Origin of the sequence: Bifidobacterium simiarum, assembly GCF_002802905.1 — a bacterium.
In the GTDB taxonomy this organism is placed as follows: Bacteria; Actinomycetota; Actinomycetes; order Actinomycetales; family Bifidobacteriaceae; genus Galliscardovia; species Galliscardovia simiarum.
Window position 1 is genome coordinate 28,936 of the sequence record NZ_PEBK01000003.1, and the last position, 21,212, is coordinate 50,147.

The window sequence follows — 21,212 nt, forward strand, 5'->3', positions numbered from 1 at the left end:
GGACAAACGGAACACGAAACCATTAAGGTTACATGGTGACCCTAAGATATGTGGATTGACACTCGACAATAGGTAACCGATGCGGTGGCAGGGATTCGTTTTTCCGTCCCGAGCATGCTGCGCCTTATGCCTTCGTGCATAACGAATGAGAAGAGTTATTACATGAGCGACTTGTTGCGCAAGAAAGACGTATCGACGATCGTGGCCGAGGCCACGCCGTTGAAGCGCACGATGAAGACCTTCGATCTGACGATGCTGGGCATCGGCGCGATCATCGGCACCGGCATCTTCGTGCTGACCGGCAAGGGCGCGCTCACCGCGGGCCCGGCGCTGGCGGTGTCGTTCCTGCTCGCGGCGATCTGCTGCGGCTTCGCCGGCCTGTGCTATGCGGAGTTCGCCTCGATGGCCCCGGTCTCCGGATCCGCCTACTCTTACGCCTATCTGGCGTTCGGCGAACTCATCGCGTTCGTCATCGGCTGGAATCTGATCCTCGAATACGCCCTGCAGGCGGCCACCGTGTCTGCCGGATGGGCCGGCTACTTCAACAAGCTGCTCGAAGGGTTCGGCTTCCACCTGCCCGTGGAGCTCACGGCCGCCTACGGCACGACGCCGGGAGTCACCACCTACTTCAACCTGCCCGGCTTCGTCGTGGTGCTGCTCATCACCTGGGTGCTGTCGATCGGCATCAACCAGACCAAGCGCGCCAACGACATCATGGTCCTCATCAAGCTGGCCATCATCGTCCTGTTCATCGTCTGCACCATCCGGTACATCAACCCGGAGAATTGGAAGCCGTTCTCCCCGTACGGCGTCTACACGTTCCAGCCTGGCTCCACCCAGCCGTACGGCATCATCCCCGCCGCCTCGATCGTGTTCTTCAGCTTCATCGGCTTCGACGCCGTCTCCTCCTCGGCCGAGGAGACCGTGAACCCGAACAAGACGCTGCCGCGAGGCATCCTGATCTCGCTGGCGATCTCCACGGTCATCTACATCATCATGACGCTGGTGATGACCGGCGTGGTGCCGTACAAGGACTTCGCCAAGTTCATCGACGCGCCGGTCGCCGGCGTGATCCTCGAGACCGGCCTCAACTGGCTGGCGGTGGTCGTGAACCTCGGCGCGCTCGTGGGCATGACCACGGTGATGCTGGTCCAGCTGTACGGCCAGTCCCGCATCTGCTACGCCATGGCCCGCGACGGCCTGTTCCCGAAGCTGTTCGGCGAAGTGCACAAGAAGTACCTCACCCCGTTCAAGGGCACGTGGTTCTTCGGCATCCTCACCGCCATCGCCGGCGGCTTCATCAACATCAACATCCTCTTCGAGCTGGTGAACATCGGTACGCTGTCCGCGTTCATGATCGTGTCGGCCGGCGTGCTGTGGATGCGCAAGACCCAGCCGAACGCCCACCGCGGCTTCAAGGCGCCGGGCGTGCCGTTCACCCCGATCCTCTCGATCATCTTCTGCCTGGTGTTCATCGCCGGCTTGAACTGGGAGACCTGGGTGCGATTCGCGATCTGGCTGGCGATCGGTCTGGCCGTGTACTTCGGCTTCAGCCGTCGTAACTCCGTGCTCGGCAAGCAGGCGCAGAAGCGCGCCCGCAAGGCCATCGACGAGGCCATGGCCGGACAGCAGAAGGGTCAGCAGCAGTAGGAAGAGCGGCCGGGGATCGGGATCCCGGACCGGGGATCACCCGGATTCGGATATCCGATCCCCGATCCTCATAAAAACAATCGGCGGATCCGTTCCGCGCGGGACTTCTTTCGGAAGTCCTTTGCGGAGCGGATCCGCCGATGTCATTATTCGTGTCGTTATCCGGCCGTTGTCCCGGACCAGCTATTCCGCGGTCACCATTCGACGGTCGGTCACCACGGCGTTTTTCACCACCTGGCGATCTCGTCCACCTTGGTGACGTGGCCGCCGAACTGGGCGCGCATGGCGGTGACCACGCGCAGGATGTCGTCCGCACCGCCGCGGGAGGACTGGCGCTGCCACAGGGCGGCCGCAGTGGCCGGCGTGGGCACGCCGAGCTCGAGCGCCGCCTCGATCATCCATTTGGCCTCGCCGGACTCGTTGGCCACGGCGGGTACGCCCTTGAGCTCGGGATCGTCCTGCGTGGCGTTGTCGAACAGGTCGAGCAGCCAGCTGGCCACCACGGAGCCCTCGCGCCACGAATCCATGACGGCCGCCGGATCGTCGACGTATTCGCTGCGCATCATGGTGGCGAAGCCCTCGCCGAACGCCTGCATCATGCCATATTCGATGCCGTTGTGCACCATCTTGGCGAAGTGGCCGCCGCCCACCGGGCCGGCCAGCGCCAGACCGTGCTCGCCTTCGGGCTTCAGGGTCTCCAGCAGCGGACGGACGGCGTCGAAGGTCTCCCGATCGCCGCCGAGCATCAGCGCATAGCCGCGGTCCGCGCCCCATACGCCTCCGGAGACGCCGCAGTCGAGGAAGCGGATGCCTCGTTCGGCAAGCGAATCGGCATGACGGCGGTCCTCGGTGTACTTGGCGTTGCCGCCGTCGATCACGATGTCGCCCGGCTCCAGCAGCGTCTTCAGCGCGTCGATGGTCGCCTCGGTGGGCTTGCCGGACGGGACCATCACCCACACCACGCGCGGGGTGTCGAGGGCCGCGACCAGCGCCTCGAGGCTGTCCACGTCGCGATCGGATTCGGGGTTCACGTCGAAGCCGACGATATCGTGACCGCCGGCGCGCAGACGGCGGACCATGTTGCCGCCCATGCGACCGAGGCCGATCATGCCCATCTGCATGGTTCGCTTGATCCGGCCGGCATGCGAGGCCCGGTCCGACGCGGCATCGCCCTGCTCGCGCATGGCCGCTTCCACCGCCTTGATCGCCCGCTCGACGACCTCGTCCTCGCTCCCCTCGATCGACACCTCGCAGCCGTTCTCGTCCGGCTGCAGCGGCTCCAGCGTCTCCAGCTGGCTGTCGAGCATCGAGGCCGGCATGAAATGGCCCTTGCGGTTCCCCAGACGTTCGGCGATGAGCTCGCGCGGTCCGGTCAGATGCAGGAAGAACACCGGCACGTGCTCGCTGAGCAGATCACGGTACGAGCGCTTGAGCGCCGAGCAGGAGACCACGGTGTCGTGACCGGCCTCGTCCTGTTCGACCATCCACCGGTTGATGCTGCGCAGCCACGGCCAACGGTCCTCGTCGGTCAGGGGGTGCCCGGCGTGCATCTTCTCCACGTTGGCCCGGGGGTGCATGTCGTCGCCTTCGGCCAGCGTGAATCCCAGCCGATCGCGAATCGCCTCGATCACCGTGGACTTGCCGCAACCGCAGACGCCCATCACCACCACATGAATGCCCATGTTCCGCTCCTTTGCTGATCGTCCCGCCACCCGACGGGCGCGACTTTTAATATGACCATATTATTTTTTAATATGCTTTGTCAAATTAAAAAGAGTCTTTAATGCGGCTTACGGCGTGTCCCAATGGAATACATACTCTTAAATGCGGCACAATGATGATGAAACAACGGTGAAAGGAGCCTACGATGACGGCAGCGGAATCGACCCCCGGCGCGAAGTCAGGCAACGGCATGGGAGCGGCCGGCGCGGGATCACTTACCGGCGCGGGTACGCTTGCCGGCACGGGATCACCCCTCGTCGAAGGCCAGCATCTGCATCAGCCGATCACCGACCGTCTCGCCATCGACATCATCGACGGCGGCTGGCCGGTGGGCTCCAGCCTCACCCTTGAGGACATCCAGAACAAGTTCGGCGTCTCCCGGACCGTGGCCCGCGAAGCCGCCCGCGCGCTGGAATCCGCCGACGCCGTGACCATCCGCCGCAGGGTCGGCCTCGTGGCGCAGAGCCCGGAATCCTGGGCCGCCCTGAACCCGCAGGTGATCCAATGGAAGCTGCATTCCACCCAGCGCCGTCAGGAGTTGCTCTCGCTGACCGAACTGCGACTGGCCATCGAACCGGCGGCCGCCGAGGGCACCGCGCGACGGGCGCCGCTGGACGTCAAGGCGAAGTTTCCCGTACTGGCCGTGGAAATGCGCCGGCACGGCGAAAGCGGCGACCTGAACCGATTCCACGAACTTGACATCGAATTCCATTCGCTGTTGCTCAAAAGCAGCGGCAACGAACTGTTCGCGGCGCTGGCGCATATCGTGGCCACGATTCTGCGCGGCCGCGTGGAGATCAACATGTATCCGCAGCGTCCGGCTCCGGAGGCGCTCGACGCCCATGACGCCGTGGCCGACGCGATCTGGAAGGGCGATCCCGCACGCGCCCGCGACGCCATGCACGACATCGTCGACGAAGTAAGCTGCGCGCTCGCCACGGACCAGATCAACGCAGACCAGACCGACGCGGACTGAACGTCCGGGACTCAGATTCCCAGAACCGTCCGGGCCGACTTCAGCCGCTGCACGGCCTCGACCAGCTGTGTCTCATCCTTCAGCAGACTGAACCGCACATAGCGCTCCCCCACCCGGCCGAAGCACGAGCCGGGCAGAATCGCCACCTCGGCCTCGCGCAGCACCGCTTCGGCGAACGCCGACCCATCCATGTCATGCGGGGCCCGGGCCCAGACGAAGATGCCGCCGGCCGAGTCGAATACGTCGAGGCCGAGATCACGCAGACCGTCGGCGATGATCGCGCGACGACGGGCGTACCTCGCAGCCAGACGGGCCACGCAGCTCTGGTCGCTGCGCAGGGCGGCGATGCCGGCGTCCTGGATCATGCCGGTGATCATCGATCCCATCTGATAGTGGTAGCGCTTGAGATGCGAGACGATCTCGGCGTTGCCGGCCACGAACCCGGCACGCCATCCGGCCATCGCGTACTGCTTGGACAGCGAATCGACCTCCACCGCCACGTCGAGCGCACCCGGCACGGCCAATAGACTGACCTGCTGGTTCCCCGGGTCCACGCCGAGGCCGGTGTAAGCGAAATCATGCACGATCACGAACCCGTATTCATGGGCGAGTGCCACGGCCCGTTCGAAGAACGAGACCGGGGCCTGGGCGCCGGTGGGATTGTTCGGATAGTTGAGCACCAGCACGCGCAGACGCCGCCACACGTCGGCCGGCACCGCGTCGAAATCAGGCAGCCAGCCGAGGGACGGCACGGCGGGCAGGAGGATCTCCTCGGCGCCGGCCATCACAGCCATGCAATGATACGAGGGATAGTACGGGTCGGCGAACGCCACCGCATCCCCGCGGTCCAGCAGGATCGCGGTCAGTCCGGCGAGACCATCCACCGCGCCCTCCACGGCGAAGATCTCGGTCTCAGGGTCCACGTTCACGCCGTGGACATCGCGGTACCAGTCCGCGGCCGCCCGAAGATACTCCCCCTTGCCATCGAACGGCGTATAGCAGGCGTTGTGCGGATCATCCACGGCCCGTTTGGCCACGTCGCGGATGAACGCCTCCGGGTAGGCGTCGGGATTGCCCTTGCTCAGGTCGATGACGTGGGCGCCGCCGGCGATCGCACGGGCCACCTTCACGTCCATGTCGGCGAAGATGTTCGGCGGGATCGCCTGCGCCACCCGCGAAAAACGTATTGCACCCATGAATTCGAATCGGCGCCCTCAGACGATCTTGCGCTCGAACGGATCGGAGCTGATGCCCTTGGCGAGGATGTCCTTGGCCCATTCCTTGGCGGTGAACAGGCTGTGGTCACGGTAGTTGCCGCAGCTTTCGATGGTGGTGGCGGGCACGTCCTCCCAGGTGGCCTTGTAGGCGATGAACTCCAACGACTCCTTGAGCGCGCGGGCCACATCCTCGGTGGAATGCTCGCCCCAGGTGAGCAGATGGAATCCGGTGCGGCAGCCGAACGGCGAGCAGTCGATGTATCCGGGGATGCGTTCGCGCAGCAGCACGGCGATGGTGTGCTCGATGGTGTGCAGGCCGCCGGTCGGAATCGCGTTCTCGTTCGGCTGCACCAGTCGCAGATCGTAGTTGGAGATCACGTCGCCGTGGGGACCGGTCTCCGTATCGATGTAGCGCACGTACGGCGCCTTGACCTTCGTGTGATCGAGCTGGAAGCTTTCCACGACCGGCTTGTCTGCCATGACGACTCCTTTTTTCGTTGCTGTTCTTCCGCGGCCGGGCGGACGGTTCCGTCTCCGACCACGATGCCGACTCCTACTTTCGTCCGTGAAATCGATTCCGTCAACCATCCGGCCATGCATGTCATCTATCGCCGGTTATCGGGGCAATGGCCGTCGGACGATGACTGTCGCCCGCCGGCTATCGGCGGTCATGACGCTGGTAGGCCAGCCGCTCGGCGTCGCCCTCCCGCTGTACCAGCGTGATCGTGCCGCATCGGGTGAATCCGCAGGATTCGAGTACGTGCTGCATGGCCCGGTTGTTGCAATGCGTATCCATGCGCACATTGCCGTATTGCCGCACGGCCCAGTCGAGGCAGTCCCGTCCGGCGCGCGGACCCAGTCCTGAGGCGGCCACGCGATGCACGGCCATGTAGTCATCGTCGTCCAGCCACGCACCGTCGATCTCGGCGTACGACGGGTCCGGGCCGGGGCACAGGACGAAGACCGCGAGGATCCGCTCGGCTTCGGGACCGAACGCCACGCCGGATGCGGATTCGGCAACGCCGGCGTGATCAATCAGCAGACGGGTGCGGCCTTCGGCGATGTCGGCACGGACCGTGGATTCCAGCGGGAACCGGTCGGCCCATTGCGTGGGATTGCCGTTCTCGGCCATGAGTCTGCGGGCGCGGGCGTACATGGCCTCGATGGCGTCGAAATCCTCGGGCGTGGCGACGCGCACGCTACGGTCGGCAGCCGAATCAGCGGCGGTATCGGTGGTGGAATTGTCGGTGATCATGGGACTCCTTTCTGCACAGCAAGATTAAGGCGGTCAAGCGACGCAATACGGCGACGCCTATTCGACGAAGTCACGGATGGCGGCGATGAAGCGGTCTCCGTAGAGTTCGAGCTTGTGCTGGCCCACGCCGTTGACCTCGAGGAATTCGTCGGCCGAGGTGGGCCGCAGCTCGCACATGCCGCGCAGGGTCTTGTCGGAGAACACGATGTACGGCGGCTTGCCGATTTCGCGGGCGATCTCCAGACGCAGTTCCCGCAGCCGGTCGAACAGTTCGGCATCCGATCCCTCGAGTCCGGAGGCCGCGGCCGACCGGGCCCGACCGCCGGAACCGGCCCCGCCGCCGTCCCCGCCGCCGTCCCCGCCGGAAGCCCCGTACGCCCCACCGTATACGCCGGCGGACCGCGCGGCCGATCCGGCCGGCCGCTCCAGTCGCTTGATCGTCATACGGAAGTCCGGCGCCACGGTTTCCACGGCCCGGGGACCGAACAATACGATGGGGAATCTGCCGTCGGCCACGACGAGATACCCATCGGCGATCATCTGCGAGATCACGTCGCGGACCTGCGCCGCGGTCCTGTTTTTCAGTCGTCCGTAGGTGGGTGCGGAGTCGAGGTGACGCCAGTCGTGCATCTCCTGCGAATCGGAGCCGCGCAGGATCTGCACGATCTTGGCCGCGCCGAGGCCGCGGGGGCTGCCATCCCGGTTCGGTTCCAACAGGGTCAGGATGTCGTGCACGCATTCGCTGACCGCCCGCGCGATGTCGGTCACGTCGACGGTTTCGAACTCGCCGTCGCAGTTCGAGCATCCGGAGCATACGGTTTCACCGGTTTCGCCGAAGTACGCGGTGATGTACCGGTGCAGGCATTCGGTGGTGCGGCAGTATCCGGTCATGCCGTCGAGCAGCACGCGTCGTCGGGCGCGCACCGCCTCGGCGTCCTCGGCGCTGAGCCGATCGTTCTCGCTTTCGTTGTCGATGAACCGCCGCCGGGTCATGATGTCCGCGTCGCACCACAGCAGCGTGCACCGGGAGGGCAGACCGTCACGGCCCGCACGACCGGCCTCCTGATAGTAGGCTTCGATACTGTCGGGCATGTTGTGGTGGATCACGTACCGCACGTTCGACTTGTCGATGCCCATGCCGAACGCGTTGGTGGCCACGACCACATGCACCTCGTCGTTGACGAAGGCCCGCTGGGCACGAGACCGTTCCTCAGGGGGCAGTCCGGCGTGATAGCACACGGCGGAGGCACCGCGGGCGTTGAGATCATCGGCCAGGGCCTCGGTCTCCCGACGGGTGGCGCAGTAGATGATGCCGGATTCCTCGCCGTGCGCGGCCACGTATCGTTCGATCCACTGCCGTTTGGCGGTGGGCGTGGCCTTGATGACGTCGAAGTACAGGTTGGTGCGGTCGAATCCGGTGACGCTGATCTGTGGGTTGTTGAGACCGACCAACCGGACGATGTCCTCCCGCACGCGCTCGGTGGCGGTGGCGGTGAACGCAGCGACGACGGGACGACGGGGCATGCGGGCGATGAACTCGCCGATGCCCAGATACGCCGGGCGGAAGTCCTGTCCCCATTGGGAGACGCAGTGCGCCTCGTCGATGGCGAGCAGGCCGATGTTCGCGTGGGCGGCGAAGTCGGCGAACCGGGCGGTGTCGAGCCGTTCGGGGGCCACGTAGAGAACCCGGCACAGACCCTGTTTCGCCTCGGCAAGCGCGGCGGACTGCTCCTCCGGACTCTGCGTGGAGTTGACGTAGACGGCGTGGATGCCGTTGTCCTCGAGACCGGCGACCTGATCGGCCATCAGGGAGACCAGCGGGGAGATCACGACGGTGAGGCCGTCGAGCAGTACGGCGGGGATCTGATAGCAGATGGATTTGCCGGCGCCGGTGGGCATGACGCCGAGCGCGTCGCGGCCGGCGAGGATCGCGCCGATCAGCGGCTCCTGACCGGGCCGGAACTCGTCGTAGCCGAAATACCGTTTCAGCGCAGCCCGCGCATCGTTGATGTCTGCCATGGTTCAGACCATAGCACCGGGGGTGGGGCGGGTAGCGGCTTGGGGGCAGCAGCGGTCTTGGGGCCGGCTCAGCGCACGGCGAGCCGGATGTTCTCGCGCAGGGAGTCGAGACCGGCGGCCTTGGTGGTGGAACTGATGATGGCGGCCATGAATGCAATGGATTCCTTCCGCCCGCCACGGAACCAGTCGCGGATCACGTTCATGATGCCGCCGAAGATGTAGTCGAACTGGTAGTCGCGGATCATCCTCGCATGATCGAGATCCACGTCGCCGTCGATACGGTCGCCCTCATCGCCCGCTTCGACCATCGCCGCCGAGACGGGGTCGAAGATCTCGTTGCAGATGTCGCGGATACTGTCAGCCAGATCGTTGAACAACGTATTGCCGAACGACGACAGCAATACGGAAATCATGCTGTCGTGTTCATCGATGTAGACGAGCGTGGCGGTGACGAACGGCAGATACTCCCCCGTGACCAGTTCCTTCGCATGGGCTTCGGCCACGCTTCGGAACGCGGCCACCGCGTCGTCCTCGATCTGTCCGAGCAGCTCCTGCACGTTGTTGTAGTGCGCGTAGAAGGTCACGCGGTTCACGTCGGCCCGTTCGGCCAGTTCGGTCACGGTGATGGATTCGACCGGCTTGGTGCGCATGAGCTCGACGAGTGCGTCCGCAAGGCGGGCGCGGGTGCGCCGCACACGGCGATCGCCGTGCGGTTTCGCCGGACGGGATTTCGCCGGGCTCTGCACTGTCGGACCCTGCGCCGTCGCGTTCCGCGCCTCGTTCGTCATCGTCACACACTCCTGACCGTATCTGGCCGCACTCGACCGTTCTTGACCGTGCTGCACGGGGAAACGATATCTCATCGTATATCATTTTTCACCACGTTTGATCGTTACGCTACAGTTGTAGTATAACTTATATCCGTAGTCAAAATCTTCCGTTGTCACAGGATCCGCCGAGGTCAGCATGAAACACGTCTTCCAGGTCTTCGCGCGCGACATCCGCCGCATACTCGCCGTACCCATGGCCGTGGTCACGGTACTGGGCATCTGCGCGATCCCCGCGCTGTACTCATGGTTCAACGTCGCCGCGTTCTGGAGCCCCTACGACAACACCGGCAACCTGCGCGTGGCCGTGGTCAACGAGGACAGGGGCGCAAGCAGCAGCGCCATCGGCAGGCTGAACATCGGCGATCAGGTGGAGACGTCGCTGCACGACAATCATCAGCTCGACTGGACGTTCATGGGCCGGCAGCAGGCCCTCGACGAGGTGCGATCCGGCACCAGCTACGCGGCCATCATCATCCCAGTCGATTTCTCGGCCGACCTCATGACCATCACCACCGGCGACTTCCGTCAGCCGAAGATCGAGTACTACGTCAACGAAAAGACCAGCCCGATCACGCCGCGCATCACCGATACCGGGGCCGGCACTCTGGAGCGGCAGATCAACAGCCAGTTCGTCTCCACGGTGAGTAAAACCGCGGTCGAGGCCATGTCCAAGGCGGCCGGCAAGGCCTCGGCCCACGCCGACGCGGCGCGGCGCGAGACCTCGAACGGCGTGGACAAGGCGCTGGACGGCATCGACGACGCCGAAGCCAAGCTCGATTCGCTCATCGCCGCCGTGAACGACGGCTCCGCCAAGGTGGATGAGGCCCGCGTCTCGCTGTCCGACATCAGCGGCAAGGCCACGAAGGCACAGACCACGCTGAACTCGGGCATCGCCTCGATCAGCGACGCGCAGAACGGACTGACCTCGCTGAGCTCCTCACTGGCGGTGAAATCGGCGAGCGCCTCGGCGTCGCTGTCCGCGGGCTCGCAGCAGGCGAACACGGTCATCGGCAAGGCCTCCGGCACCGTGCTCGGCGCCAAGGACCGCGCCGACGCCGCCGCGGCTTCCGCGCAGGAGGCCGTGGACGCGAACGCCGCGATCGTCACGACGCTGAAGGATTCCGAGTTCGCCGGCACGGATTCCGGCAAGGCACTGATCGCGGAGCTGGAGCAGCGTGGCCGTGACGGACATGCGGCTGTGGACGCCATGCGTACGGCCAGCGCGAACGTCGGCAACAGTGCCACCGCGATCGCCGGGGCGGCCGATGCCATCGACTCGGCCAATCAGAGTACCATCACCGCACTGCAGCGATCCCAGTCGGCGCTCGGCGGCACCGCGACCTCGGGCCTGAACAGCGCGCTCGGTTCGTTCTCGGCGAGCGCCACCACGTTGTCGGGCACGCTGGCGAAGGTCGGCCCGGCCGTGGACGAGGCGAACACGGCGCTCGACCAGCTCGATACCACGCTTGACAGGACGACCAAGGCGCTTGAGGGGTCGAAGCGGTCGCTGGCCGAAACCCGCACCACGCTGAGCAACATCGACTCCGACATGAACGCCGCATCCAGCGCCGACACGTTGGACAGGCTGCGCTCGTCGCTCGGCGCCTCGCCCGACGACGTCGCGAAGTTCGTGGCCTCCCCCACCGCGCTGGAGACCCACACCGTGTATCCGCTGAACTCCTATGGGTCGGCCGTGGCGCCGATGTTCACGAATCTGGCGTTGTGGATCGGCGCGTTCACGCTGGCGATGATGGTGCATCTCGAAGTGGATGACGAAGGCATCACCGGGCTCACCGCGAACCAGAAGTATCTGGGCCGCTGGCTGCTGCTGGCCGTCCTGTCCTGCCTGCAGGCGGTCATCACGACCACCGGCAATCTCGTCATCGGCGTGCAGGCGGCGAACCTGCCGGCCCTGTATCTGACGACGATGGCCATCGGCGTGGTGTACGTCTCCATCATCTACGCGCTGTGCATCTCCTTCGCCCACGTGGGCCGGGGACTGACCGTGCTGCTGACCGTCCTGCAGGTGCCCGGATCGTCGGGCATGTATCCGATCGAGATGATGCCGAAGGAATTCCAGCGCCTCTACCCGTTCCTGCCGATCACCCACGGCAACAATGCGCTGCGCGAGACGATCGGCGGGTTCTACGGCGACCATTACTGGCGGTATCTCACGACGCTGGCGCTGTTCGCCGCCGCGGCGTTCCTAGTCGGCATGACGTTGCGACCGTATCTCAACAATCTCAACACGATGGTGTCCGAACGGTTCGCCGCCACGGATCTGCTGGCCGCGGAGAAGCCGGTGGCCATCCACAACCGCTACCGGCTCGACCAGCTGCTGCGTGCGCTGAACGACTCCGAGGAGTTCCATGCGGGCATCACACGGCGGGCGGCCCGATTCGAACGCCTGTATCCGAAGCTCAAGCGCGGTGCGCTCGCGGCGGGCATCATCCTGCCGATCGGCCTGACGGCATTCTCGATGACTACCAACGAGAAGATCGGCATCCTGCTGGCCTGGGTGATCTGGATCGTGGCCATCATCACGTTCCTCGTCGGCATCGAATTCATCTACGACGGCATCCGGCGGCAGATCCGACTGGGGAACATGGATGCGGCGGAGCTGCGCGACGTCTACCGAAGGCAGCGTCTGCACCGGAAGCCGTTGAAATCACTGGACCTATTGAACGTGACCGGGCCGGCATCGGGCCGAACGCCGAAGCACTCGGCGGCCGGGACCGGGACTGCGACTAAGACCGCGGCCGGGGCTGCGGCCGGGGCATCGGGAAAGGAGGCGTGACGCCATGACGACGATCATCGCGATCATGACGACGCTGGCGACGACGCTGCTGCGGAAGCTGCGGAACGTCGGGCGCATCGTCGCCGGCGACGTGCGGAACATCACTTCGAACGTCACGGCCATCACCCTGATCATCGGGCTGGTGGCGATCCCTTCGCTGTTCGCGTGGTTCAACGTGGCCGCGAACTGGGATCCGTTCAGCAGCACCGGAGGCCTCAAGGTCGCCGTGGCGAATGCCGACGAGGGGTATCGCAGCGATCTGGTGCCGGTGAAGGTGAACGTGGGCGAGAACGTCGTCTCGGCCCTGCGCGCCAACGACCAGCTCGACTGGGTGGTCACCGACGAGCGGAACGCCATCGACGGCACGGAATCCGGCGAATACTATGCCGCCGTGGTGATCCCGAAGTCGTTCAGCCGCGACATGATGACCCTGTTCTCCACCCGGACCCGGCATGCGAAGATCGCCTACTACACGAACGAGAAGAAAAATCCGCTGGCCCCGAAGGTAACCGGGCAGGGCGCCGACGCGGTGACGGCGCAGGTGAACGATACGTTCAACACGACCATCTCCAACGTGGGCCTGACCATCGCCTCGCAACTCGCGGAGTCGCTGGACAGCGATTCGGCGACGACGCTCATCGGCAACCTCAACGCGAACATCGACCGTACGGCCAGGCAGCTTGATCTGGCCGCCGACAACCTCGACCAGTACGGCGACATGCTGGATTCGGCACAGACGCTGGTTGCCACGTCGGCGCAGCTGGTCAGCAAGGCGGGCGGCAGCGCGGCGGATGCGCGCAAGGCCACCGATCAGGCGAGACAGGGCGTGACCACGGTCGCCGCCACACTGGATTCCTCGGCCGATACGGTCGGCGAGGCGCTTGATGCCAGCGCCGACAGCTATCAGGGAGCCGAGGCGAGCATCGATCAGGCGTTCGACGCCGTGGGCACGCAGGGCGCCGACTCGGCGAAGCAGCTGCATGGCGTGGCCGCGAAGATCGACGCGCAGATCACCGCATACCGGGGACTGCGCGAGCGGCTGGCGGCGCTGAAGCCCGCGGGCGGCGACGGCGTGCAGCTGCAGCAGACGCTGCTCGGACGGATGGACGAGGCCATCGCCAGGCAGACCGCGGTGCGTGATTCGCTGACCTCCGCCGCCGACGGCATCGACAAGGGGCTGGCCGGCAGCGAGCGGAAGCGCGCCGAGGCCAAGGCCCGCGCCGAAGAGGCCCGCAGGACCATGACGCAGGTGGGCGACGACTTCGACAAGGGACTGAAGACGAAGCTCGCCGCCATGTCGTCGGCCGCATCGGACGCCTACGAGGGCGCGGCCGAGGCGACCTCACGGCTGGAGGCCACGTCGTCGGAGCTTTCCGGTTCGGCGGATTCCATCGCCGCGAGCATGGCGGACGCGCATACGGACATCACCGCCACGGCGAAATCCCTGCGCTCCTCGGCCGGCAAGCTCGACGACCTGCATGGCAGGATCACCAAGGCGCTGAACAGCGGGGATCTCAAAACCGTGCGCAAGGTGCTGGGCGACGACCCCGAAGCGCTGGCCACGTCGCTGGTCTCGCCGGTGAGTCTCAATCGCAACGCCGTCTACAGGTCCGACAACTTCGGCTCATCCATGACGCCGATGTATACGACGCTGGGCCTGTGGATGGGTGCGCTGCTGATGACGCTGGCCATACTCGTGCAGGTGTCGGACAGGCGTCAGGCCACGCTGGATCGTCCGACGCCCGGCGAGATGTTCCTCGGACGCTTCGGCATCTACGGGATTCTGGCGCTGCTGCAGAGCACCGTCATGTGCTTGGGCGAGCTCGTGTACCTGCGCGTGCAGTGCGACGGCCCGCTGCTGTTCATGCTGGCCGGATGGGTGACGTCGCTGGTATTCGCGTTCATCGTCTACACGATGGCGGCCGCGTTCGGCTCCCCCGGCAAGGCGCTGTGCGTGCTCATCATGGTGATGCAGATCACCGGCGCCGGCGGCTCGTTCCCCGTCGCCGTGCTGCCCGACTTCTTCCAGGCGGTGCACCCGTTCCTGCCGGCCACGCATGCCATCGACATGTTCCGCGCCGCGATCTTCGGCGTCTACCACAACGACTACTGGATCGCCATGGGCAGGCTGGCGGCGTTCGTCCTGCCGATGCTGCTGCTCGGCCTCGTCCTGCGCCGCCCGCTCATGCGCCTCACCGCCAAGTCGGAGGCCGGTCTCAAGCGCACCAAGGTGCTGGGATAGGGGCGGTTTCGGCGTGATTGAGTTCACTCTTTTTCGCTGGTGCCAAAGAGTGAACTCAATGTTGTTCGATGTAACGGATAACGCAACACGGCCGACCCGAAACCAGGCCGACCGTGTGCGATTCCGTGCGTTTCCAGTTCACTCTTTTCCGGGCACCCGAAAAGAGTGAACTGGGCGCTCGCCTAGCGACCCCAACCCTTATGACACCTTTTCAGTCTCCATACCGGCAGAACCATGTACGGCAACCTGCGAACGAATGGTCTTCAATCCGGCACCCAAGGAGATAACCGCAAAGCCAAGAAACACCATCATGGTGGTACGGATGGTATCCGGCACGACGAGGCTTGGCGTCACCAACGCCAACAAGCTGCACAGGATACGGGAGAACGCCAACGTGAATCCCTGCACGGAAGTACGCTGATCCTCATCCTTGAACAGGGTTTGAATCCAGACCTTGCTGGTCGCTTCACCAGATAACACAAGTCCGGTATTCAATGTTGCCGTAGCTCCGATGAGCCACCACAATTGATCTCCCCTGAACACCAATACCACCAGGGAGACGACGATCATCATCCCTCCAAAGCAGAATAACGGATGTTCGAACCTCGTACCGCTAGCCAGCGGCACCAAAAAACTTGCCATAAACGTCAACACGCACACCAGAATGCCAATGCCCGTAGCGAGCGATTGACTGGCGTCAGCATTCACGAAGATAAACGTCTGAAACTGCCCCCAAGTATTACCAAGGAAATTCCAGAACACATAGAACACCAGAATGGAAGCGAAAAACGACTTCTCGGAACGACCAAACCTACGCCAAAAGAAGATCTGTCCACCACTAATCCCGATGCGCTTACGAATATTCTCAGACGCAGCACGGAGACACTGTTCATGGCTCATATCCTCATCGGTAAAATCAGTACCCCGCAGTCGGTAAATCGCCACCGCACATGAAATAACCGCAATGGCCAGAAACAGGAACCGGCAAGGCAGATCCCCTTCAAACCAGGAGATACCAAATGCCGAAACAAGAGTGACCAGAATACCCAGCTGCCATCCACTCTGTGTCAGCGATACGCATTTCGCATTGTTGCTCTTGGTGTAATGCGGATCCGAAACCAGAGAAAGAGCCAAAGGTAGATCGGCACCCGTAGTAACACCGACAAGGATCATGCCAGCAAGTAGTACTGCGAAGTTTGGAGCCATCGCACAGATCAGGAATCCCAATGCCGCCGGGAACAACACCATCCGGTAAACAGAGACCCTTCCCAAACGTCGACCGAGACTATTTGCCGAAAGACTGCCTACGGCAATGGCCAGACTGAGCAGCCCGGACAGCAAACCCACCTGCATCGTGGTCAGAGGCAGGGTCTTCTGCCATATGGTGATCGTGGATGACAGACTCACAATCGCCGTGGCACTCAGGAATGAGCCGGCTCCAGCCCCCAGTGTCAGCACCGTGCCGATAGATTTCCTCAGTTGTCTCGACATGATTGATATTCCTTACTCGACGCGCATGAACAGCAAGAACGCATATCAGCGATAATCATCTCGGTCCGTCACGCATTCATGAATCGACGGGGCGGCCAACGGCCGAGCCCCGCCGCAATTTGACCTACTACTTCACCGACTTGATCAGGGAGATGGACACCGCGCCGATCAGGCTCATGCCGATCGCCACGGGGAACACCACCGCGTAGCTTCCTGTCAGGGAATAGAGGGATGACGTGCACAGTGCGCCTGCTGCCATACCGGCAGTGGTACCGACATTGATGAATCCAAGATCCTTACCGGCATCTTCCTTGTTCGGCAGCACATCGACGTTCAGCGCCTGATCGATGGCGGTGAAAGAACCATAACCGGCTCCATACAACACTGCAGCGATGATAACGGCAGTGGACGAAGCCACAAGCCCGTATCCGCCCAGAAGCCAGAATCCGAAGCTGGCACAAATCAGAACCACGGCAATATATGCGGGCATCTTTCTGCGATGCAGCTTGTCGGAAAGCGGTCCGACGGCCAGTGTAACGAACGACGCAATGGTTACGATCAGCGAATAGGTACCGATCAGGGCTGCGGATTCGGTCTTGGAGAAGTGCAGGTAGTCCTGAACAAGATAGAGCAGGTACGAACTGATCATCTGCACGGCAAGCATGATGCAAGTACGACCGACGAATGCCTTCCAGAAATCAGGACATTTGCGCGGTGGGGTGAGCGTGTAGATCAGCTGCTGCATAATCGTGCGATCGGGACGTTCCGCGGTTTTCATGACGGCAACGTCATTCCGATTCGGGAAGACCACGGCGACGACGATGCCACCAAGACCAACCAATGCCGCACCGATGAGCAAGCCCTGAGTAACACTACTGATGAAATACGAGCCAAGCATCGGACCGATGCCGCAACCGATGGAGTTACCCAGACCGTTGGCCATAGACACCGTGCCACGTTTCTCTTCGGGCACGTTGTCGGAAAGTACGGCATAGAACGGCGCATACATAATGTTCATGCCGATCTGAGCGATCGAATATACCGCGATCACTCCGACTCCGGTGGTTTGCAACGGCATCATGGCAAAGGAGATGATGGAGACGATGCCACCGATCACCAGCCAAGGAGCGCGACGTCCGAATTTTGTACGAGTTCGATCAGAAATAGCGCCGAATACCACATTGCTGATCATGGCCACAATCATGGCGATGCTACTGGCCGTGCCAATGACGGCAGCCGGATTTGCGGCACCGATATTCTTGACGAATTGCGGCATCAGAACGTTGGCCACCATGGTGACGCCGGTGGCGGTGAACAACCAGAAGACGATGTATCCGGCTATGTACCGACCGATTTTTGCGGATGTCGGCGCCGACGGCGCCGAAGAAGTTGCTGCACTCATTGTCGTTTCCTTATGAATCGAATTGATGCGGTCACGCCACTGTGACCGCGATATTGACTATGTGAATGACGAAAGTTCAGAATTCGTAACGAACCGGCTTGCCATCAAGCCAGTCGATCATGATGACAGCAAGGAAATTCCAGTTCTGGAATCCTGCGGTCATCACTGGTTCGCCGGTGTCGGGATCATAGTATTCATGCAGGCAACCGGTCGCCGCAAAGTCATTGGCAAACAGACGTATGGTCTTGCATGCAAGCTCTCGAGCGTCTTCCAGGAACCCGTACTTCTGGAGACCACGGAACACCATATAGTTCGAGACTCCCCAAATAGGGCCGAGCCAACATGACGGATTGTTTGAAGAACGCACCATGTACTGAGGCTCCAAACGGGACAACGTACGCACTCCGTATCGAGCATTGAACGTAGCGGTCTCCCTATAGCGTCCGACCATACGCTTGGCTTGGCACTCATCAGGAATTCCCGCCCATAGGGCGGCAAAGCTTGACCAGCTGTCAATGCGCATCAGCAGGCACGGCCATGATCTTGGCGCGCCATGATGCAGCCAACGGCTCTCATCGACAGGCCGGAGATTGAGATCAACGCTATAATAGGTGCCGTCTCGCTCATCCCAGCAGTAGGTATTGATCGCATCACGCAGCGCCCGTGCCTTTTCACGCCACGCAATGGATTCGTCCACTTTGCCAAGAGTCTCGAGAATGTATCCGAAAGCCATCAGTTCGCGATACAGCAGCGAATTCAGGAAAATGGAAGCAGCACTCTTATCCGGTCGGAAGAAAATCGATGGATCATTATCCACGCCTACGGCAAAGTCAGTCTGCCAGTAGGCCAAACCCGTCTCCTTATGAACATGATGAGTGAGATAGCAAGTAAGGAATCGTTCCAGAGCATCAATACGATCAGCAATCCATGAAGCATCCCCATGTTGCTGAATCAGCATGGCGGCAGCCTGCGCAAGGATCGGCTTGTGCATGTTCTGGTCGAACGGATGCTCCTCATCGAACAACGTAGGATCAACGCTTTCGAATCCCTTGCCATTTGGGTACAGCATGATCGGAGTGATGCCGTTGTCATCCGTACGATCAAGGAAATCCAGAATCGATCCTTGCGTAGCTTCGAGAAAACAGCCATCGTCATCGAGATCAAGCTCAATCTGAGTCATAGCCACGCTCGCCCACCAAGAATCCCAATCCCACAGGTCAGAACTGTAGATCGGGGAATCGGGAGTGCTAGGTACCACGTATGGGTGAGGCAATGCATCAGTCGCCGAACGGACCATCAGCGAAGCCTGACCCGTGATGTATTCTTTGAGTCCAAGCACCGAGGAATCTTGCATGGACACAGCTGACTGGGCATGATCATATCGATCATCATGCGACCGTCCATGATCGACACAGCCACAATCACCCCTGTTGAAATCCATCTGAGAGGATGACATCATCGTCCCTTCCTTCCTTGTTTTCATTCGATGATGTTCGCCACTTCACGAATATCATCCATATAACTTCATTTAATTTTTTGAAGTTGACTACACTATATATTGAAATTCAAAATTTTTCAACTCAATCAAATCGCACAGTCAAGCAAATCCTTTACATCCTTAAAAAGCTAATATTTTCAACAAAAGTAAAAGTTTTAAACATTTGCGGCGTCAGCGACGAACGCAATGAAAAGAAATGAAAATTGAGACCCAATCAGTATCGATTTCTTTGCTTTTCATTTTTAAAATTCAAAACACGATAAGCATCTTATAGAATAGATATATGACTTCCACCGATAAGCAGCCCAATGGAGCATCGCCAACCATCAGCGCCAAGCGAGACGACGATGCCTCGAAACGCATCGGTATCAGCGACGTTGCAAAGAAAGCCGATGTGTCCATCGGCACGGTATCAAACTATCTCAACTACCCAGACCGCGTATCCGACCGCTTGAAAATCAAAATACAGAAAGCAATCGAAGATCTGGGGTATGTCCGCACTCAGAAACGGAAGATCATAGAACGACAGATCGTTACGCCGTTGATCGGATATGTAATCACCGACGTAGAAAACTATCTTTTCACCTCGATCCTTGAGGGCATTCAAGAAATCTGCGAGGCTAACGACATGGAGGTCATCGGCGTGCACTCCATGTCGGACAAGACGCGACAGTCCGAGCAGGTAAGAATGCTCTGCCAGATGAACGTGTCGGGCCTGATCATCAGCGCAGTGGACGACTCACAGGATGACATTGCCTTCGCTCGTGCTGCCGGTATCCCGGCGATCATGATCGATCATCGCAACCCGTCCTTCGTGGATGATCACTGTACGGTGTTGAAAAACGATACGGCTGCCGGAGAGATCGCTGCGCACGAGCTGATCAGTACGGGGTGCCGGCATCTGGCCTATGTGGCGAACGATTCCAATTACCAACCGATTCAGCAACGTCAGACCGGCATAGAACGGGTCACCAGAGCAACCGACGGCGTCACATTGGAAGTCATCGATTCCGGTGGCCTGATGTTCGAAGACGGATATGAAATCGGCCGACGACTGTCCTCCATTCAGAATTCCGATCGGCCGGATGGCATCGTGGCCGGATCGGATCGTGTAGCCAGCGGCATTATCAGCGCACTAACTGACGCAGGGATCCAAATACCGGAAGAAATTTCCGTCATCGGCACGGAAGGTGACCGACTGGAAAGCCGGTGCCCGATGTCGTTGACCGTCGTGGAGTCCCCCGGCGTGGACATGGGCCGGCGCGCCATGACGTTGATGCTTGACGAGATCGCCAATCCGGCCGGGCACGTTCACAGCACGCAACTGCTCATGCCCAAGCTCATACGCCGCGCCTCGACCCGGTGAGCATTAGATGAGAACCCCCTGACCCCAATAAGACTACGCTCTTCTCAGAGAATTCCGAGCCGCATTGCACAGTTTCATGAATGCAACGGGATGCAATACAACGGTATGAGATACCTTTCCCCGGAACTCCTCAACGAATTGACGATCACGAGTCACCAGAATCGTTCTCACGATGCCAGGCCGGTTACTGATCTCATGGCAAGTACCAAATACGACACCGTCTTCGTGATCGAGGGGAGGAACGTGCTCCTCCCCTACAAAACCAGTGATCATGACATCTACGAGATCATCGAAGAATCGCTCCATGAAAGACTCTGCGGATTCGTCATCCCATCCGTTTAATCTTCCCAGCTCATGCACCACAGTCTCTCTAATGTGCCTCGAACCGCCCAACACGAGATCATAGGGGCCAAACCGCCCCTCCAGAACACAACGGAACGTTTCGATCTCAGACTTAGACACGCCATCGGGCACCTTGGTACTGCGTAATTGCGCCGGCTGAGCATCACACCCCAGAATCTCAGCCACATCGATGTATACGTTGCAGTCAAGAATGACGCACACGGCAGCCGACATCAGCTCTCCAGCATCCGAGCCAGATATTCTCCATCGTGGACCCTTACTGGCTTCGTGTCCATGTCAAATCCATCATCGGGATCTATCTGCGACAGCAACAGGTCAAACGCCTGATCGGGATCAACCCGCAAGCTGATTTCCATCCGCTCCATAGTCTCAGCAGCCACGATC

At 61.4% G+C, this 21,212-nt stretch carries 16 protein-coding genes and 1 pseudogene; 5 read left to right on the forward strand and 12 right to left on the reverse strand.

The window, feature by feature from the left end; all coding sequences use genetic code 11:
- Positions 1-162: 162 nt before the first annotated feature.
- Positions 163-1,650 carry an APC family permease gene (locus CSQ87_RS03620; RefSeq protein ID WP_100512523.1) on the forward strand — a complete coding sequence of 496 codons (1,488 nt, stop codon included), beginning with the start codon at positions 163-165 and terminating at the stop codon, positions 1,648-1,650.
- A 227-nt stretch (positions 1,651-1,877) separates the two neighbouring features.
- Here the strand turns inward: CSQ87_RS03620 and gnd are convergent, their stop codons facing one another.
- Positions 1,878-2,855 carry a phosphogluconate dehydrogenase (NAD(+)-dependent, decarboxylating) gene (gnd, locus tag CSQ87_RS03625; RefSeq protein ID WP_341476080.1) on the reverse strand — a complete coding sequence of 326 codons (978 nt, stop codon included), beginning with the start codon at positions 2,853-2,855 and terminating at the stop codon, positions 1,878-1,880.
- Positions 2,856-3,332, reverse strand: a pseudogene (locus CSQ87_RS11235) (gluconokinase); the annotation flags it as partial. It abuts the gene before it with no gap.
- Positions 3,333-3,517: 185 nt separating this feature from the next.
- Here CSQ87_RS11235 and CSQ87_RS03630 point away from each other — a divergent pair.
- Positions 3,518-4,348 (forward strand): FadR/GntR family transcriptional regulator, encoded by an 831-nt coding sequence (locus tag CSQ87_RS03630; RefSeq protein WP_243388825.1) that lies wholly within the window; start codon positions 3,518-3,520, stop codon positions 4,346-4,348.
- A gap of 11 nt (positions 4,349-4,359) precedes the next feature.
- Here the strand turns inward: CSQ87_RS03630 and CSQ87_RS03635 are convergent, their stop codons facing one another.
- The 5 genes from CSQ87_RS03635 to CSQ87_RS03655 form a co-directional block, all read right to left on the reverse strand.
- Positions 4,360-5,544 carry an aminotransferase class I/II-fold pyridoxal phosphate-dependent enzyme gene (locus CSQ87_RS03635; RefSeq protein WP_100512524.1) on the reverse strand — a complete coding sequence of 395 codons (1,185 nt, stop codon included), beginning with the start codon at positions 5,542-5,544 and terminating at the stop codon, positions 4,360-4,362.
- An 18-nt stretch (positions 5,545-5,562) separates the two neighbouring features.
- Entirely contained in the window at positions 5,563-6,045 is a 483-nt protein-coding gene (locus CSQ87_RS03640; RefSeq protein ID WP_100512525.1) for an S-ribosylhomocysteine lyase, read from the reverse strand.
- Positions 6,046-6,223: 178 nt separating this feature from the next.
- On the reverse strand, positions 6,224-6,820 hold the full coding sequence (locus CSQ87_RS03645) for a GNAT family N-acetyltransferase (RefSeq protein ID WP_100512526.1): 597 nt from the start codon (positions 6,818-6,820) through the stop codon (positions 6,224-6,226).
- Between the two features lie 57 nt (positions 6,821-6,877).
- Positions 6,878-8,839, reverse strand: a complete 1,962-nt coding sequence (locus CSQ87_RS03650) for a RecQ family ATP-dependent DNA helicase (RefSeq protein WP_100512527.1) — start codon at positions 8,837-8,839, stop codon at positions 6,878-6,880.
- Positions 8,840-8,907: 68 nt separating this feature from the next.
- Positions 8,908-9,702, reverse strand: coding sequence for a TetR/AcrR family transcriptional regulator (locus CSQ87_RS03655; protein ID WP_100512528.1), 795 nt, complete (start codon positions 9,700-9,702; stop codon positions 8,908-8,910).
- Positions 9,703-9,805: 103 nt separating this feature from the next.
- On the opposite strand from CSQ87_RS03655, the gene CSQ87_RS03660 reads away from it, so the two are divergent.
- Both CSQ87_RS03660 and CSQ87_RS03665 read left to right on the forward strand, forming a co-directional pair.
- A complete protein-coding gene (locus CSQ87_RS03660) occupies positions 9,806-12,466 on the forward strand; it encodes a YhgE/Pip domain-containing protein (RefSeq protein WP_100512529.1) in 2,661 nt (886 codons plus the stop codon).
- Between the two features lie 4 nt (positions 12,467-12,470).
- On the forward strand, positions 12,471-14,708 hold the full coding sequence (locus tag CSQ87_RS03665; RefSeq protein WP_100512530.1) for a YhgE/Pip domain-containing protein: 2,238 nt from the start codon (positions 12,471-12,473) through the stop codon (positions 14,706-14,708).
- Positions 14,709-14,906: 198 nt separating this feature from the next.
- Here the strand turns inward: CSQ87_RS03665 and CSQ87_RS03670 are convergent, their stop codons facing one another.
- The 3 genes from CSQ87_RS03670 to CSQ87_RS03680 form a co-directional block, all read right to left on the reverse strand.
- Positions 14,907-16,199, reverse strand: coding sequence for an MFS transporter (locus CSQ87_RS03670; protein WP_100512531.1), 1,293 nt, complete (start codon positions 16,197-16,199; stop codon positions 14,907-14,909).
- Positions 16,200-16,326: 127 nt separating this feature from the next.
- Entirely contained in the window at positions 16,327-17,601 is a 1,275-nt protein-coding gene (locus CSQ87_RS03675; RefSeq protein WP_100512532.1) for an MFS transporter, read from the reverse strand.
- A gap of 76 nt (positions 17,602-17,677) precedes the next feature.
- Positions 17,678-19,060, reverse strand: a complete 1,383-nt coding sequence (locus tag CSQ87_RS03680; protein ID WP_165776728.1) for an amylo-alpha-1,6-glucosidase — start codon at positions 19,058-19,060, stop codon at positions 17,678-17,680.
- A 322-nt stretch (positions 19,061-19,382) separates the two neighbouring features.
- On the opposite strand from CSQ87_RS03680, the gene CSQ87_RS03685 reads away from it, so the two are divergent.
- A complete protein-coding gene (locus tag CSQ87_RS03685; protein ID WP_100512534.1) occupies positions 19,383-20,465 on the forward strand; it encodes a LacI family DNA-binding transcriptional regulator in 1,083 nt (360 codons plus the stop codon).
- 33 nt (positions 20,466-20,498) lie between these two features.
- Here CSQ87_RS03685 and CSQ87_RS10770 read toward each other — a convergent pair whose 3' ends face one another.
- Complete coding sequence (locus CSQ87_RS10770) at positions 20,499-20,993, reverse strand: hypothetical protein (protein WP_133122338.1); 495 nt, start codon at positions 20,991-20,993, stop codon at positions 20,499-20,501.
- Positions 20,994-21,040: 47 nt separating this feature from the next.
- On the reverse strand, positions 21,041-21,208 hold the full coding sequence (locus CSQ87_RS10875; RefSeq protein ID WP_165776725.1) for a hypothetical protein: 168 nt from the start codon (positions 21,206-21,208) through the stop codon (positions 21,041-21,043).
- Positions 21,209-21,212: the final 4 nt, after the last annotated feature.

Coding starts and splice junctions, on each gene's coding strand:
- CSQ87_RS03670 (WP_100512531.1), bottom strand. CDS start 16,199: ATGTCGAGACAACTGAGGAAATCTATCGGCACGGTGCTGACACTGGGG.
- CSQ87_RS03650 (WP_100512527.1), bottom strand. CDS start 8,839: ATGGCAGACATCAACGATGCGCGGGCTGCGCTGAAACGGTATTTCGGC.
- CSQ87_RS03620 (WP_100512523.1), top strand. CDS start 163: ATGAGCGACTTGTTGCGCAAGAAAGACGTATCGACGATCGTGGCCGAG.
- CSQ87_RS03645 (WP_100512526.1), bottom strand. CDS start 6,820: ATGATCACCGACAATTCCACCACCGATACCGCCGCTGATTCGGCTGCC.
- CSQ87_RS03640 (WP_100512525.1), bottom strand. CDS start 6,045: ATGGCAGACAAGCCGGTCGTGGAAAGCTTCCAGCTCGATCACACGAAG.
- CSQ87_RS03665 (WP_100512530.1), top strand. CDS start 12,471: ATGACGACGATCATCGCGATCATGACGACGCTGGCGACGACGCTGCTG.
- CSQ87_RS03660 (WP_100512529.1), top strand. CDS start 9,806: ATGAAACACGTCTTCCAGGTCTTCGCGCGCGACATCCGCCGCATACTC.
- CSQ87_RS03655 (WP_100512528.1), bottom strand. CDS start 9,702: ATGAGATATCGTTTCCCCGTGCAGCACGGTCAAGAACGGTCGAGTGCG.
- CSQ87_RS03680 (WP_165776728.1), bottom strand. CDS start 19,060: ATGATGTCATCCTCTCAGATGGATTTCAACAGGGGTGATTGTGGCTGT.
- CSQ87_RS03635 (WP_100512524.1), bottom strand. CDS start 5,544: ATGGGTGCAATACGTTTTTCGCGGGTGGCGCAGGCGATCCCGCCGAAC.
- CSQ87_RS03630 (WP_243388825.1), top strand. CDS start 3,518: ATGACGGCAGCGGAATCGACCCCCGGCGCGAAGTCAGGCAACGGCATG.
- CSQ87_RS03675 (WP_100512532.1), bottom strand. CDS start 17,601: ATGAGTGCAGCAACTTCTTCGGCGCCGTCGGCGCCGACATCCGCAAAA.
- CSQ87_RS03685 (WP_100512534.1), top strand. CDS start 19,383: ATGACTTCCACCGATAAGCAGCCCAATGGAGCATCGCCAACCATCAGC.